The 16,296-nt window shown below is 31.1% G+C and carries 16 protein-coding genes; 7 read left to right on the top strand and 9 right to left on the bottom strand.

Annotated elements, in window-relative coordinates:
* Positions 1-105: 105 nt before the first annotated feature.
* The 8 genes from AAGD53_RS07550 to AAGD53_RS07515 form a co-directional block, all read right to left on the bottom strand.
* Entirely contained in the window at positions 106-864 is a 759-nt protein-coding gene (locus AAGD53_RS07550; RefSeq protein ID WP_341762776.1) for an inositol monophosphatase family protein, read from the bottom strand.
* Positions 865-870: 6 nt separating this feature from the next.
* Entirely contained in the window at positions 871-1,437 is a 567-nt protein-coding gene (efp, locus tag AAGD53_RS07545) for an elongation factor P (RefSeq protein ID WP_341761725.1), read from the bottom strand.
* Positions 1,438-1,534: 97 nt separating this feature from the next.
* Complete coding sequence (locus AAGD53_RS07540) at positions 1,535-2,059, bottom strand: methylated-DNA--[protein]-cysteine S-methyltransferase (RefSeq protein ID WP_341762775.1); 525 nt, start codon at positions 2,057-2,059, stop codon at positions 1,535-1,537.
* A 1-nt stretch (position 2,060) separates the two neighbouring features.
* Positions 2,061-5,351 carry an FAD-dependent oxidoreductase gene (locus tag AAGD53_RS07535; RefSeq protein WP_341762774.1) on the bottom strand — a complete coding sequence of 1,097 codons (3,291 nt, stop codon included), beginning with the start codon at positions 5,349-5,351 and terminating at the stop codon, positions 2,061-2,063.
* 308 nt (positions 5,352-5,659) lie between these two features.
* Entirely contained in the window at positions 5,660-6,436 is a 777-nt protein-coding gene (locus AAGD53_RS07530) for an ABC transporter permease (RefSeq protein ID WP_341762773.1), read from the bottom strand.
* Positions 6,436-7,173: an ABC transporter ATP-binding protein gene (locus AAGD53_RS07525; protein WP_341762772.1), complete on the bottom strand. Its 738-nt coding sequence runs from the start codon at positions 7,171-7,173 to the stop codon at positions 6,436-6,438. Before AAGD53_RS07525 ends, AAGD53_RS07530 begins: the two co-directional genes overlap by 1 nt.
* Positions 7,174-7,457: 284 nt before the next feature.
* On the bottom strand, positions 7,458-7,778 hold the full coding sequence (trxA, locus tag AAGD53_RS07520; protein WP_341762771.1) for a thioredoxin: 321 nt from the start codon (positions 7,776-7,778) through the stop codon (positions 7,458-7,460).
* 315 nt (positions 7,779-8,093) lie between these two features.
* Positions 8,094-8,927: a pyruvate, water dikinase regulatory protein gene (locus AAGD53_RS07515; protein WP_341762770.1), complete on the bottom strand. Its 834-nt coding sequence runs from the start codon at positions 8,925-8,927 to the stop codon at positions 8,094-8,096.
* A 392-nt stretch (positions 8,928-9,319) separates the two neighbouring features.
* On the opposite strand from AAGD53_RS07515, the gene hemE reads away from it, so the two are divergent.
* The 6 genes from hemE to AAGD53_RS07485 all read left to right on the top strand — a co-directional run bounded on the left by hemE (position 9,320) and on the right by AAGD53_RS07485 (position 13,407).
* On the top strand, positions 9,320-10,339 hold the full coding sequence (gene hemE, locus AAGD53_RS07510; RefSeq protein ID WP_341763452.1) for a uroporphyrinogen decarboxylase: 1,020 nt from the start codon (positions 9,320-9,322) through the stop codon (positions 10,337-10,339).
* Complete coding sequence (gene hemH, locus AAGD53_RS07505; RefSeq protein ID WP_341762769.1) at positions 10,317-11,405, top strand: ferrochelatase; 1,089 nt, start codon at positions 10,317-10,319, stop codon at positions 11,403-11,405. The genes hemE and hemH overlap by 23 nt, the downstream gene beginning before the upstream one ends.
* A gap of 17 nt (positions 11,406-11,422) precedes the next feature.
* Complete coding sequence (gene hemJ / locus AAGD53_RS07500) at positions 11,423-11,860, top strand: protoporphyrinogen oxidase HemJ (RefSeq protein WP_341762768.1); 438 nt, start codon at positions 11,423-11,425, stop codon at positions 11,858-11,860.
* 186 nt (positions 11,861-12,046) lie between these two features.
* Positions 12,047-12,202, top strand: coding sequence for a hypothetical protein (locus tag AAGD53_RS07495; RefSeq protein ID WP_341762767.1), 156 nt, complete (start codon positions 12,047-12,049; stop codon positions 12,200-12,202).
* Between the two features lie 4 nt (positions 12,203-12,206).
* Complete coding sequence (locus tag AAGD53_RS07490) at positions 12,207-12,896, top strand: MFS transporter (protein ID WP_341762766.1); 690 nt, start codon at positions 12,207-12,209, stop codon at positions 12,894-12,896.
* Positions 12,883-13,407, top strand: a complete 525-nt coding sequence (locus tag AAGD53_RS07485; RefSeq protein WP_341762765.1) for a hypothetical protein — start codon at positions 12,883-12,885, stop codon at positions 13,405-13,407. Before AAGD53_RS07490 ends, AAGD53_RS07485 begins: the two co-directional genes overlap by 14 nt.
* Here AAGD53_RS07485 and AAGD53_RS07480 read toward each other — a convergent pair.
* Complete coding sequence (locus AAGD53_RS07480; protein WP_341762764.1) at positions 13,334-14,047, bottom strand: HD domain-containing protein; 714 nt, start codon at positions 14,045-14,047, stop codon at positions 13,334-13,336. The genes AAGD53_RS07485 and AAGD53_RS07480 overlap by 74 nt on opposite strands.
* 199 nt (positions 14,048-14,246) lie before the next feature.
* Between AAGD53_RS07480 and AAGD53_RS07475 the strand changes: the two genes are divergently transcribed.
* The gene (locus tag AAGD53_RS07475; RefSeq protein ID WP_341762763.1) at positions 14,247-16,199 is read left to right on the top strand and encodes a primosomal protein N'; all 1,953 of its coding nucleotides are present in this window, start codon (positions 14,247-14,249) and stop codon (positions 16,197-16,199) included.
* Positions 16,200-16,296 lie beyond the last annotated feature (97 nt).

The raw sequence follows: 16,296 nt of genomic DNA, 5'->3' as shown, positions 1-16,296 counted from the left end.
GAATAATATTAGGGATTTCAAGATTTAATCCTAAAAAACTTATCCCTAATAAAATTGTATATGATACAACAAAAAAATAAAAGTAAAAAATTTTGGCAACAAAAATTAACTACTCAATGACGTTTTTTCAAGTAATAGATGTTTAAATTTCTCGGAAAGTTCATAATTAGTAGCAACAAACATTTTGTCATTATTCATTATTGCTCCACCTGATTCTCGGACAATTAAATTAAAGCTAGCTTTTAAAGTGTAATTTAATGATGAAAAATAAACAGCATCAATCTTACCAGCTGCAAGTAATAGCATTCCATAACAATGAGAACCAAAAACCCTAGCATTTTTCAAAAAAACTGGGTTTATGTTAAGATCGTCAGTAGAAATTAGAAAATTATCAAAACTAGAACAAGCAGAAACCCTTAATCTACCACTATTATTAGTGGTATTATTTCCTACCCATACTCCTTTTCCCTTCTCAACATAATAAATCTCATCAAGAGCTGGAAAGTTTATCACAGTACAAACCGTGGTTAAAATTTTATTAATCTTTTTTAAACACGTTATAGATACAGCAAAAAATGGTATACTTTTTTCTAAATTACTCAAACTATCAAGCGGATTTATTAAGAAAACCATCTCAGAAGCGTTATCTAATTCAAACTTATCCTCTGGAAAAAATAAAGAACTTGTATATTTTTGCAACTCATTACGTAATAAATCTTGTGTTTTAATATAAGATTTATTGCAGAAATCATAGTTTCCCTTATTAGATCTTTGAAGCATTTCCAGCTCTAAAAAATCTCTCTTCAAAAACTTAACAGCTTTACATGATGCAGTAATAAGTAAGTTAGTTATAGGTTGTTGCATAAGATATTACTTTGCTCTCTCAACAAAGCTTATATCTTCAATTTTTACAACTATTTTCTCCCCGGTAACTAAATAAGGCGGTACCATTACCTTTACTCCATTGGTTAAAATCGCTGGTTTATAAGAAGACGTTACCGTAGAGCCTTTAATTACAGGATCAGTTTGCATAATTTCAGCAATAACGGTTTGCGGTAATTCAGCATTTAAAGCTTTTTCTTCATAAAACTGTACCTTGAGTACCATATTATCCTCAAGAAATGGCAAACATTCGCCAAGAATTGCCTTATTAATTAAAATCTGCTCAAATGTCTCATTATCCATTAACACGAGATTATCATCTTCAAAATATAGGAATTGTAAATCCTTATTCTCAAGCTGTGCTTTTTCAACGTAATCGGATGAATTAAAACGCTCATTAAGTTTTGTACCAGTTTTTAAATTTTTCATCTCTACTTGCACATAAGCCCCACCTTTACCAGGTTTGGTATGTTCAGGTGTTTTGCTCACAACCCATAAATCATTATTATACACTATAATGTTACCAGCCCTAATAGCATTTGCTGAAATTTTCATATTATTATCACTTATCTAAAATAATTCTTTTGTATATTTGTTCAAGCTGGTTATTCATACCTTTCTAGGTCTATTTTATCATTTTTATCGATAAAGGTCAAAGTATAATGTACATATCCTTATAGCCTTCTTCTAATTCTAAAAGTTTTTTCTTGAGTTCAAGCCCTCCAGCGTAACCAGTTAGTCTACCATCAGTACCTATAACCCTATGACATGGTACTATAACTGACAAAGTGTTGCGTGCCACAGTGTTTGCTACTACACGTACAGATTTAGGAGCAAATATTAAATTTGCAATATCTTTGTAACTCATCACTCTAGCATATGGGATGGCAGAGATGGTAGACCATACTTTCTCCTGAAAATTAGTCCCCGTGAAACGGTAAGGTACGGTAAATTCTTTTCTAGTACCATTTATGTATTCTGTTAGCTCTTGGTAAGTTTGATCGAATATACTGCAATTTTGCTGTTCATGATAGCTACTATCTAAAATTGGCATATGTTTTTGCCCTACAAAATATAAACCTGTTAAAAAATCCCCGTCTGATACCAATAATATATTCAAATCATTTGAGTATATTAGAGCAATTGGTAAGTCTATATATCTATATATTTTTGTCATTTTAATTTTTTTCTTGGAGAGAGTTTTGTTCTAAACGACTTTTACACCCTGTGAAGTCAACTATTTTTGCATCTTGATCTTGGCAGGAACAAGTAAAAATATATTTCCTTTCATCTGTAACTTCCTGAATGCATTGTCCGCAAATACCTTTCATCATACACTGCATAGGAGAATTAAGACTTACTATTAGTTGAGTTTTGTTACCAAAAGAATTATCTTTTATATCGCTTATAGCTTCCATCATTTCTGTACTACCCGCAGCTATTATCCTATCTATGCTAAAATTTTTCCAAAGGTAACAATGCCCCATTATAGCATACACCAAATTGCCATTAACACTAATATCTTCCGCCCTATTTTTTGATAAAATACCTTCTTCACAACACCAAACTACTATATCTGCTGCTTCTTCTATTCTTTCTTGATAGAACCTATCTTGTAAATTTTTATAACCAGCAAAATATATAATTTTACAATTATTATTTTTAAGAGCCTTAGCTATTGAGCATAAAACTGCATTTCCAACTCCTCCACCAACAAGCACTACATTGCTATCCTTTAATATCTCAGTTGGCTTACCACTAGGTCCCATTAGTACTACTAGTTCATTTTGCGATAAATATCTACATAATTTACTTGATTTACCATTTTGCCAAATTATCAAATGAATTAACCCTTTTTCTGAATCAACATAAGCTCCAGTGACAGCCAATGGTTCAATAATTTTTGAAATATCACTAGAATAATTTTGTAAACGGAAAAATTGTCCCGGTTGAAAATTTTGAGCAGCGAGAGGAGAATGTATTACTAGTTCTACTATCTTATAAGATAAAATGTCAATCCGTTTGATACGGCTAGTTAGCAAATAATCTAGTTTAGCGAAGAAATCTAGATTATTACCAAAAAAACTTGGTTTATTTTTGATAAGTTTTTTTCCAATAAACTTGTACCCCTCTTTACTACTTGCTAAGGCTTTAACCACACTTCCAGAGTACTGAGGATTACAATCACCAAAATATGTTAGACTTCCTGCATAAGTCAATCTAGTTGGTAATTTTGTCGTCGAAACTCGCCTGTGCTCCTCACGTACGCCTGTGTACGCTGCGGTGCTCGGCTTCGTTTCTCCTAAAAATTCCTCAACTATTTTTGACTTATCTAGGAAGTCTGTTATACTCGAATGATTTTCCAAATAACTATTATCTTTATGCGTACCTATTGCCATAAGTACAGTCCTTACCTTAAATTTTTTCCTTATACCTAAATTATCAAATTCTATTGATTCAGCGTAAGTATACTGGTCAACATCAATGCCTAAAGGTATCATATTTTCAGCAAAATTTACACCTGCAGCCATAGCATACATAACTTCCTCAGGATTTAACTTGTAGGCAGGAGAATCCTTTAATTTTCCTCTATAACAAATTGTTACTCCACCTAGTTCATCTAAGATTTTCTTTATAGATTCTTTATTTTGTGCTTGCCTAAATAATTTTGCATGCGAAATAAATTCTTCGGTTATTAATTTGTCCTCATCTGTCCAATTTTGTTCTGTATGATTTTTCCCATTCTCTTCAACTGACAATTCATACTTTTTTAGAAATTTTTCTACTTGTAACTTATAATAATTTAAACTCTCAGTTGCTGCATCAATAGAGGTCAGTCCCCCACCAATGATAATAATAGGCATCCTAATAAGCAAATTAGTGTTAGATTGTTCTAAAAAAGCTCCTCCTGATTGTAAGGTCATTAGAAAGTCGGAGGCTGTTTTTACACCTTTTGCAAGAAAATTTTTCATTTGGGCGATTTTAGGCTTACCAGCTCCAACACACAAGGCAACATGGTCAAATCCTAAATGAAACACCTGCTCCATAGTTATATTACCATCTAAACTTACACCACCAAAAAGCTTAAAATGACTGTTTCTCTCCAATATCAGACGTAATATAGTTAAATTATTTTTATCCCACCTTGCAGTAATACCATACTCGGCTACTCCTCCAAAACCTTCAGGTATTTTTTCTGATAAGTTTTTTTTATAATCAGACCAATATTTAATAGGCTTGTTAATAAAAGGTAATGGGGTGATTTTTAAGCCATCTATAGCTACTACAGTATGTCCGTCTCGTAATAAATAATGGCTTAAACTAAACCCAGCTGGTCCTTGACCCACTACTAAAACTTTGTAATTAGTTGGAGGCTTCGGCATCAGAGCAAAAATGTTAAGTGGATTCCAATTGGTAAGTAATAAATATATTTCCACCCCGTAAGGTAGAAGCAAAGTAGTTTCCAAAATATTAGATTCAACAAGAGGAATATCTACAGGTTCTTGCTTTTGATAAATGCAAGCATTGGAACAATCATTACAAATCCTATGACCGGTAGCAGCTACCATTGGATTATCAATGACAATAATAGCAAGAGCAGCTAAATTAAATCCCTTGGACTTTACATAATTCATCTCAGAGATTTTCTGCTTCAGCGGACAGCCCGACTTTGATGGCGTAATCGGTAGTATATTTGCAGAATCATTCGAGTATAACCCTTTAGAACACGAGTCTTTTCCCTGTTTATGACAGTAGATACAATAGTGAGTAGCATTTAAGACTGTATCTAGATTAGATATAGGATTTAAACAATCAAACCCTACTCTTACATGTTTTTTATATTTAGCTACCTTATTAAAATCTATTAAATTATTTTTATCTATTTTATTTGGTAAAGAAAATAATATATTTTCAGATTCATTAAATCTCCTTTGAAAATCTACTCCTGCAAGAGGTCTATTATAAACCATAAAGGCAGCATATTTTGCTGCTATATCTAACTCAAAAGCATATTTTTCATCATCTAATTGCCATTTTATTACTTGACGAGCAAACTTGTCTTGGGTAAACTCCTCTCCTAAAAGTTTTTCTAAAAAAATTGATACACTATCAAAATCAATCTCTTTTAGTTTTTCAGGAGGATATTTTTTTACTGCAATACGCTGGATGAATTTTCTCTTACACTCATAAATTACATCAAACTCTTTATGACTAAATCTTAGATTGGCTATTTCTTGTTCAATACCAAATAACTTAGCTAGAAAATCATCAAAAATAGGCGAGATTTCTAATAAAAAATCTGAGTAATATTTTTGATCAACTTGATCGGGATTAGCCCTTAACGATAAAATAATTTCATAAAGAGAATAACTATGGCTACGCAGAAAATTTAGAAAAATTTCATCTAATTTTTTTAAGCCTTCTAATTTATTCAAATCTACAAAATCTAAACCAAAAGCAAGTGTCATATAGTTAACCCGGAAATGTTTGAACTATAGTATAACCTCACCAAGTGTGCAAGTTTAAGTAAGTATACTCGGTGAACTTCAAGAATTGGCGTCGTCGTGTCTAAAGTACAACTGTTGAAAGTTAAAAAATCGTCATTGCGAGGAGACCGTAGGTCGACGAAGCAATCTATATGACAAGCTTCATGGATTGCCACGCTCACGTACGTTCGCTCGCAATGACGGTTTTTTAACTTTCAACAGTTGTGGGGTACTATGGTGAGCAGGGACATCAATTCTATTACTAATTGGTTCAAATATCTTTGGGTTAGCTATATATAATATATGACATTTTTAGAAAAAAATCTGTAGCCAAGATAACTGAAAAATGAAACAATAACGGCTACAATAAAGGATTTTATAATCATAAATACATCTGGCAACACTCCTTCTATTACTAAGAATTGAACTGGTCTTATGACAAGAAAAATGGGGTTAATTTCAAAAAATATTTTCTTTGATTCTGGTACCATAGAATATGGGTACACTATTGGTATAGTCCAATATGCAACATTCAAAATCAAATTTAATAGCTGTGGAACATCACGTATATAAGGAGTTAAAAATGCAAATGCGATAGAACTACTAATCACAGAAATAATCAGCGGTAACACAAGCATTGGTACAAAAAGTATATATATACTAAATCTTTCGGGATATAAAATGATAAAAGCTATATACATAGCTACAAACGAATAAATTAGGGTATAAACTTGTGTTAAACTATCCGATATAGGAAAGATAGTTCTAGAAATTACTACCTTTTTTATAATACCACTACGATTAATTAATGAATTTGATGACATATTTAAGCTGCTAACAATAAATGTCCATAACGGTAAACCACCGACTAGGTTCATAATCATTGCTTCTCTTGGTAGCTTAAGTAAAAATCCAAAAAAATATGAAATGATCATTATATGCACAAAAGGCTGAACTAAACCCCATAACGAACCTAAAAAAGAATCTTTATTTTGACGAGATATAGAAGCTTGGGTTAATAATACCACTGACAACCAGTATTTCTTGGAAAAAAAATACTTTATCATTAATAATTCCCACTATTATAAATTTTTAGTATTTCATTTGGATTGCCGTCTGCGATAATACTACCTTCTTTTAATAATACACATCTATTACAATTCTCCTTAATAATATTTTCTTGATGACTTACTAATATTAAAATAGGTATATTTTGTAACTTATTTTTCATAAAATTGGTCGACTTTTCAATAAAATGACTATCACCAGCAGCAAAAACCTCATCTAACAAAAGAATATCTGAATCTTGAAAAGCCGATACAGAAAAAGCCAATCTTGATAACATACCAGAGCTATAATTTTTTACCGGTAAATCTATTTTATTCCCTAGCTCAGAAAAATCTATAATTTCTTGTTCCAGTTCTTTACTGTACTTACCTAACATATTATTATAAATCATAAGCATTTTGATATTTTCTCTGCCAGTTTGCTCTAATTCAAAACCTACTCCCATCTCAATAATGGCGGCAAAGTTACCATGAACTTTAATTTTTCCAAACTTTAATGGGTAAATTCCAGCAATTACTTTAAGCAAAGAACTCTTACCTGAACCATTGCTACCAATAAAGGCAATTTTTTCGCCTCTTTGACAGGAAAGATTTATATTATTTAAGATAGGAATTGACGAAGGAAAAAGTTTACCTCCTTTAATAAAAAAGTGTCTTAAACTTTCTACCCTTTGTTGGTTATTGATTCCTTCTACACAACCATCAGATATCTCTATAAATACTAGTTTAGACGTCATATATTAAAAATATGAGTTATATTTTTACTGAAGAGTTAATCACCTCAATTCGGGATAAGAATTAGTTAATTCTTATCCCGAATTGGCTTTAATATAAGGAAAAATGCATTCTTAAAGCGGCTAACGCGAATGCATTTTAAACCTTTCTAAAGCTAAAAACATGATTTTAAAAGATTGAAATCATGTTTTTAGCAAAATATTAATTTAACAATCAGATGTAGAGCCGTCTCAAATCTGATTGTTTCTATAACTTCACCGAATTTGGGATAAGAATTGGCAAATTCTTATCCCAAATTCGTGTTAATCCATTCTTCAATAATATTTTTGGGGAATACTCCAGTCTTAGTAGCTAGTTGTTTCCCATCTTTAAACAAAATCATTGTAGGTATACTACGAATACCTAAACTTGAAGGTATATTGGGATTTTGATCTATGTCCATTTTAACGATTTTTATTTTGCCCACTAATTCCTTACTTAATTCTTCAATAATAGGTGTTAACATTTTACATGGTCCGCACCATTCAGCCCAAAAATCAACTAATACAGGTGTGGTGGACTCTAAAACTTCTTTATTAAAAGAATCATCTGTTATATTACTTGCCATAATCTCTTATTTTTAATCTTGTTTTAACAATTAACCTGAGTTTGTTGTAAGGCTTAAACCGTCATTGCGAGCGTAAGCGAAGCAATCTAGGAAACAATCTATAGATAAATGATGTTACTGGATTGCTTCGTCGGCTTTACAGTCTCCTCGCAATGACGGTTTAACACTTACAACAGCACTTCGCTAATAGACGGTTTTTTTAACTTTCAACAGTTATGGACATCATTTTTAGCCAAAATCTTCTCGGGTTAACTATATAATCATACTAAGTAAAATTCTTATTGTAAATGACTGCTTTAAGTTTACTTAAAAATGTTAGTATCTAAAATTGTTAAGAACATATTTCTTACGATCATAATAAAGTTTCATAGCTACAGCAGCGGTTTCTTCTACAGATCTTCTTGAAACATCAATTATTGGCCATCCTTGTTGCTCGCAAATTTGTTTTACTTGCATACATTCTTCTTGGACTATTTTAAAATCTGTATAATTAGTATTATCGCTCATCTGTAGTGAATGCATTCTAGTTTCTCTTATTTCAATTAGCCGAGTTGGGTTAATAATCAAACCAATTACAAGCTGTTTTGTAATGCTACCTAACAAGTCTAAAAACGGATAACCATGAATATAAGGCACATTTGCTGTTTTAAATCCATTATATGCTAGATATACGGAAGTTGGAGTTTTTGATGTCCTAGAAGGACCAATCAGAATAATATCAGCTTCGTCTAATTCACTAGTCATCTGACCATCATCATGTCTAAGAGTATAATCAATAGCATGAATCTTATCAAAATAACCTTCATCAAATTTATAATCATAAACTAAACTTTCTTCTGTTTCCACACCTAAAAAAACTGAAATTTCTTTTACAATTCTACCTACAACAGAGATACAAGGAATTTTTAAATCATAACAAAATTTAGTTAAATTTCTTCTTAGTTCATAATCTAAGATAGTGTATAATACAATGCTTGGTTTCATCTTGATCTTTTTCAAAACCTCATTTAATGATTCTGCATTTCTTAACATTGGCCAATGATACAATTTTGACTCAATTTTGCTAAATTGTGACAAAGCACTATTAGCTGCATGTTTAACTGTTTGCACTGAAGAATCTGAAACTAAGTGAATAATCAGCTTACTCATAGTTTATTAATCTTTGTGGATAATTTTTTATTCATATTTTAATCTCTATATTAAAAGTAATCAATAACTACTCATATATATCCCGTATATAGAGGTTAATAACCTCTATAATTTAAAGAATAATTTTGTGGATAATTTTGTGTGTAAAATGCTAGATATCTAATGTCCTTCACGTTTTCTCATTCTACACACATAAACCACTATGAATTATCCACTAAAAAAATAATCCTATGAATAATGTGAGTAATAATTATAATCAATAAACCTTACTAGTAATTTAGCAATAAAAAAATGTGTATAATTATGTGTATATATAATTAATCTACATATTAACAATGTCTACATCAACTAAAAAAATATTATATATAATATAGATTATTATGGATTATTTCATGAATCAGCTTTTACAAACTTTTAAGAAAAAAAATAATCTTGTACCTATTTGGTTAATGCGTCAAGCTGGTAGATATTTACCTGAATATCAAAAAATAAGAAAAACTGTTAGTGGTTTCTTAGATATATGCTATAATGTTGATAAGGCTGTAGAGGTGACTTTACAACCAATAAGGAGGTATGGCTTTGATGCTGCTATAATTTTTTCTGACATTTTGGTTTTACCTGATGCACTTGGCTGGGATGTAAAATTTGAAGAAAATATAGGACCAATATTACGTAAATTTCAATCAAAAGAAGATTTTAAATATCTTGAAGGAAATTCTAATGGAAAACTAAATGTAATTTATGAAATAATCAATAAAACTAAAGAAAATTTGCCAGTTGATACTGCATTGATAGGTTTTGCCGGTAGTCCATGGACGGTAATGACTTATATGCTTGAAGGAAGAGGCAAACAAAGTTTTGAAACAAGTAAAAAATTTATTTATGAAAATAATAACCTAGCGCAAGAACTCCTAGACTTTATTACTGAAAAAACTATTATTCATTTAAAGGAACAAGTAAAAGCTGGGGCAGATTTAGTACAATTATTCGATTCATGGGCAGGGATATTAGAAGAAGCAGAATATGATCAGTTTGTAGTGCAACCAACAAAAAAAATAGTAGTAGCTTTAAAAAAACAGTTTCCATATTTACCGATTATAGGTTTTCCAAGAGGTTCTGGGATTTTATATGAAAAATATATTAGTAATACTGGAGTGGATGCTATTGGAGTAGATCAGTTTGTACCAGCTAGTGCCATGAAATTATGGAGTAAGAAAATTGTTGTACAAGGTAATTTAGACCCATTTATATTGCTTACTAATAAAGAAATTATCGCAGAAAAAGTAAGTAAAATAATTGCAAACTTTAAAGAAAAAAATTTTGTATTTAATCTTGGACATGGTGTTTTACCAAATACACCAGTTGAAAATGTTGAGTTTTTAGTTAATTATGTTAGAGAATTTAAATACTAAAATATCTCAAAAAAAAATAGCCATCGTACTTTTTAATCTTGGTGGACCAAATAGCTTAAGCTCAGTTAAACGATTTCTATTTAACTTATTTTATGATAAAGCAATTATTAACCTACCAAATCCCCTAAGGTTTATTCTTGCTAAGATAATATCAATTACTAGAAATAGAAAATCTCAGGAAATATATTCTCTAGTAGGTAATAATTCACCTATTTTACAAGAAACAGAATCTCAAAAAGATGCTATTACAGAGAAGTTAAAACAAACTCTGAAAGAGGATTTTAGGATTTTTATAGCAATGCGTTATTCTTATCCTGATTCCGAAGAAGCAGTAAGAAAAATAAATGAGTATAACCCTTCAGAAATAATATTGTTACCATTATACCCACATTTTTCTAGCACCACTACTGGATCTTCGATTAAAGATTTTATATCTTCTCTTTATAAAAATAAAAGTGAATATTCCCAAAATATTAAAACTATTTGTTGTTATCCTATCGATGACGAATTTATTAAAGCTCATTTATCATTAATAAAGCAATCATTTAAAAAATTGAAAAACAAAAAAAATTTTCGTATATTATTTTCAGCTCATGGTCTGCCTGTAAAAATAATAAAAGCAGGAGATCCATATCAGTGGCAGATTGAAAAGACTGTAGAAAGTTTGGTGTCTAAGCTTAGTATAGATAATTTAGATTATAAAATAACTTATCAAAGTCGTGTTGGTCCAGTGGAATGGCTTAAACCTAATACGGAGGATGAAATTGAGATAGCAGGCAAAGAAAATAAATCTCTTATAATAGTCCCAATAGCATTTGTATCAGAACATGTTGAAACGTTGGTAGAATTGGACATTGAATATAGAAAGATTGCTGGTAAGTACAAAATAGAATATATTAGAACTTCTGCTCTTGGAATAAATAAATTGTTCATCAATAGCATAACTAAAATGGTATCAAATTTAGTTAATTATGGTTTCGATACAAAAAATTTGATATGTAGTTCAATTAATAAAAGAGTATGTCCTTATAATTTTACTATGTGTCCTTGTAATTTAAAAAACTAAGTAATGGGGTAAAATTAATGGCTAGTTATTATTTATGGTTTAAAGCATTCCATCTTGTATCAGCAATTTCTTGGATGATAGGTTTACTATACCTACCAAGATTATATGTCTACCACACTAAAGTTGTAGTAGGTAGTGAAACTGACAAGATGTTTCAATTAATGGAAAAAAGGTTACTTAGAATAATTATGAATCCGGCTATGATCAGCACTTATATTTTAGGTATAATAAATAGTTACATATATGGGCTAGTAGCTTTAGGAACATGGTTTTACGTAAAAATGACAGCAGTTCTAGGTATCACTATTTTTCATGGTTTATTAGCTAGATGGAGGAAGAATTTTGTTGAAGGCAAAAATAATCATTCTGAAAGATTTTATCGTATCATTAATGAAGTACCAGCACTGTTGATGATAGTGGCTGTTGTTATGGTTATTGTTAAACCATTTGATTAATATATTTTTCTACTTTATTATTTATATTACTGATTTCTAATCGTGACGCATATAACAATTATTGAAGTAAGTAATTAACCTATGGGTGATGTCACCCTAGACTATTAAACCAATGTCTTACATCGAAATAAGGTTAATTATTATAGTTAACTATAGATAACATAACAGTGAAGTTTAAACAACTATATGAGCAAAATTATCCAAGCAGATAATAAGATTATGCAAAAACAGACTAGTTTAACTAAAGAACAAAAAGAGGTTGTTGGATTACTTTCAATAGGGACATTTCTCGAGTATTTTGACTTAATGCTTTATGTGCATATGGCGGTATTGCTTGCTTAATGAGTTGTTTTTTCCAAAAACTGACCCGCATACGGCTACTCTTCTTTCAGCCGCTGCTTTTTGTTCTACTTACTTGCTTAGACCATTTGGTGCATTAATATTTGGTTGGATAGGTGACAATGTAGGAAGAAAAGCATCTGTAGTCATTACAACTTTTTTAATGGCAATATCTTGTTTTGTCATGGCTAATTTGCCAACTTTTGCTCAAATAGGGATTGCTGCAGCTTGGCTGGTGACAATATGTCGTATTGTGCAAGGTATGACTTCTATGGGGGAAATCACAGGAGTCCAATTATACCTAACAGAGTATCTACAACCACTAGGACGATATGTTTCTGTAGCTATGATGAATTTCTGTGCCGCTTTAGGTACATTTGGTGCTTTAGGTATAGCCTTTATTGTAACTTCTTATAATGTTAATTGGCGACTGGCTTTTTGGTTTGGTGCAGGTGTGGCATTAGTTGGTATGATTGCTAGGGCAACGCTGCGAGAAACGCCTGAATTTGCCGACGCTAAACGTCGATTAAACAGAACTTTCCAACAGTTGAAAGGTATAGGATCTAACATTGACGTTGAACATGTAATGCAAGATACTCTCAATATTCAAGAAAAAATTAATTGGAAAACAACAATAAGTTTACTGTTAGTAGATTGTGCCAGTGATGTTTTACTTGGCTTATATGCATGGTGCTAATATTTTAAAATATTCTTTTAATTACACATCTGAGCAAATTATCAATAATGATTTCATTATTTCGGCTGTGATGGTGGTTAATGTTTCTCTAGTGGTATATTTAAGCAATAAAATATATCCACTAATGATTTTAAAAATAAAATTAATTTTATCTTCTATTACTTTACTTGCGACTCCATTTTTATTAAATGGAGCAACAACTGGCTTTGATATACTGATAGTTCAATCTTTATTACTATTCTTTGCATGTGATGCATCACCGGCTAATGCAATATTCTTCAAATATTTTCCAGTTTTTAAGCGTTTTACTTATGCTAGTGTGATATATGCTATATCAAGAGCTTTAATATATGCTATCACTTCTGTTAGTCTTGTTTATTTAACAGATTATTTTGGTCATTCGATTGCAGGTTTTGCATATGGATTATCACATTTTATTAAACTCGAGAAAGATGCTGGAAATCTTTCTGAAAAGAAAACTTATCTAGACTCTGTAGCAAATATTGCTTAGATGATATAGTAGGTAAATATTGGTAACATAGCTCTATTAGTTTTTTTTCTAAACCAATTGCTTCTAAGTGTATAGCTAGACGTATAAATTCTTCTATAGTTTCCTCAATAATCTTCCTAGCTTTTTCAGGTGACTTAACTCCTATAGTTTGTAAGTTGTGAATTCGGTCGAAAATTTTAATAAATGCTACATCATATTTTTTTTGTTGATATAATAAATCTAAAATCTCTTTGGAGCTAATCTTGCCGTGAGGCTTAACCCTAGTTAAATCTTCCACTTGACTAGCTACTATACTTCCAAAAATATATTCAATCATCTTTTCTGTCAGTTTTGTATCCTCAATAGTATCATGCAGTATACTGGTAACAATCATGTCAGTTCTGAAATAGCTTGGAATTTCTGATGCTGCATATTCCGCTACCATATACGCTACTTCAATCGGATGTGAGTAATAGGGTTCGCCAGACTGCCTCATTTGGCTGCCGTGATATTTTTTGGCGTAATAAATAGCTTTTTTAACTTCGTCAATATTTATTGACCGGTTTACTTCCTCATTTATCTTACAGAGTTTGTCCAGTAACCTAGTAGCATATTGACAAGGTGCATACTTTGAGTTGTCCCAATAGTTAATATCTTCCATAAAAAACTATAATATTTTAAATCACTATACAAGTTAAACTAAAAATTAGAATATTACTAGGAATTTATTATATTTTTTTTGAAAAAGATCAATATTTTTGCATTTTGTTGTTGTTTATCTATTAGTGCTTCTGATAATTAGTATATAGTATATAGTATATACTATATGGTATACTCAAATGACCTGAAAATGAATTTCAATGCAAGTTGCCAAAATATTATTACCATTAGCTAAGCTTTTCCCGTTGGATTATTTAATTCCAAATGAATTAAAATTAGCTATAGGAGATTTAGTAGTTGTCCCATTTAGAAATAAAGAATTAACGGGTATAGTTTGGCAATTAGATACTGAAGTTTCAGAGGGAATTATTAAAATCAAATCTATTAAACAGAAAGTGCCACTTGAATTTAGGTTTAATCAGGAAATATTAGATTTAATTAAATGGGCTGCTAATTATTATATGACTTCACTTGGTTCAGTTGCTAAGTTGGCTTTGCCGATCGATATTGCCCAGCAACCTATAAAAATAAAGCATCAAGAATTAAACAAAGATTTTATTTTGCCAACTCTTTCAATAGAGCAACAAGAAGCACTTTCTCTATTAAGTCAATCGGATAAACCATCAATTATTAAGGGAGTAACCGGATCAGGTAAAACAGAAATTTACTTTCATCTATTGGCTGATTATTTGAAGCAAGGTAACCAAATATTGATAATGTTACCAGAAATTGCTTTAAGTCAGCAAATTATAAATCGTTTTATAGCACGCTTTGGCTTTCAGCCAGTAATATGGAATTCTGTAGTTACTAAAGCTCAGAAAAAGATGATTTTAAGGGGTTTGCTCAACAATGAAATTAAAGTTATAATTGGTGCTAGAAGTAGTCTATTTCTACCGTATAGTAATCTTGGATTAATTATTATTGATGAAGAGCATGATAGTTCTTATAAGCAAGATGATGGTATATTATATAATGCTCGCGATGTGGCGGTATTGCGGGGAAGCTTATCCAAAATAAAAGTAGTATTATGCTCGGCTACTCCGTCTATTGAAACACTTTATAACGTAAGTACCAATAAGTATCAATTAATTGAATTGTCAAATCGTTATCAGGAGGCAACTTTGCCAGAAATTCAAATAATTGATATGAAAAAGGAGAAATTATCAAAAAATTCTTACTTATCTAAGGAGTTAATAGCATTAATTGGTAAAAAGCTAGCAAGTAAAGAGCAGGTGTTATTATTTTTGAATCGTAGGGGTTATGCCCCTGTGATGCTATGTAAACTTTGTGGTTATCGTTTTACTTGTAATTCTTGCTCTGCTTGGTTAGTGGTACATAAATCTAGCAAAAAACTTGAATGTCACCATTGTGGTTATCAAAGTAGGATTCATATTTTTTGTCCTGATTGTCGGGAAGAAGACTCTTTAACTGTTTGTGGTCCTGGGATTGAAAGAATTGAAGAAGAAACTAGGCATCTTTTTCCTGATAGTAAAATTGCGGTAATTAGCAAAGATTATGCCCAAAAACCTGAAAAGATCCGCGAATTACTATATAAAATGGAGCATTCTGAGATTGATATTCTAATTGGTACTCAGATGATTACTAAAGGTTATCACTTTCCCAACCTTACTTTAGTAGGTGTTGTTGATGCTGATCTTGGGGCTATTAGTAGTGGAGACTTGCGGTCAAGTGAACGCAATTATCAACTACTTCACCAAGTAGGAGGTAGGGCAGGAAGAGAAGATAAAAAAGGTCTAGTATTAATGCAAACTTATTACCCAGATAATGCTATATTTAGTTATATAAAAAATGGAGGAGATCAGTTTTTACAATATGAACTTGAAACAAGGCAAGCAGAGAATATGCCTCCTTTCACCAAAATGGCATCAATAATTTTGTCTGGGAAAAATGAGCATAAAGTGCTTGAAATATCCAAAACTCTAGTTGCAATTGCACCAAAAAGTTCAGCTAGAATACTCGGGCCATCTAGTGCATTAATGTTTAAATTAGCAGGAAAGTTTCGCTACCGTATTCTAATCATAGTGGATAGGAAATTTAATTTACAAAAATTTTTACAAACATGGTTAAGTTTAATCAAAATCCCTGCTTTTTGTCATTTGAAAGTGGATATAGATCCTAAGAGTTTTTATTGATATTACTTTCACGGTTATCCAAGTAAAAGCTTTAGCTAGTACTACATTTGTAGTTATTTACAATGTCGTCATCCCCGTGAAGGCGTGTTGGTGTCCG

The organism is Candidatus Tisiphia endosymbiont of Melanophora roralis, assembly GCF_964026575.1.
Taxonomy (GTDB): domain Bacteria; phylum Pseudomonadota; class Alphaproteobacteria; order Rickettsiales; family Rickettsiaceae; genus Tisiphia.
This window is presented reverse-complemented; position numbering and strand designations above follow the sequence as displayed.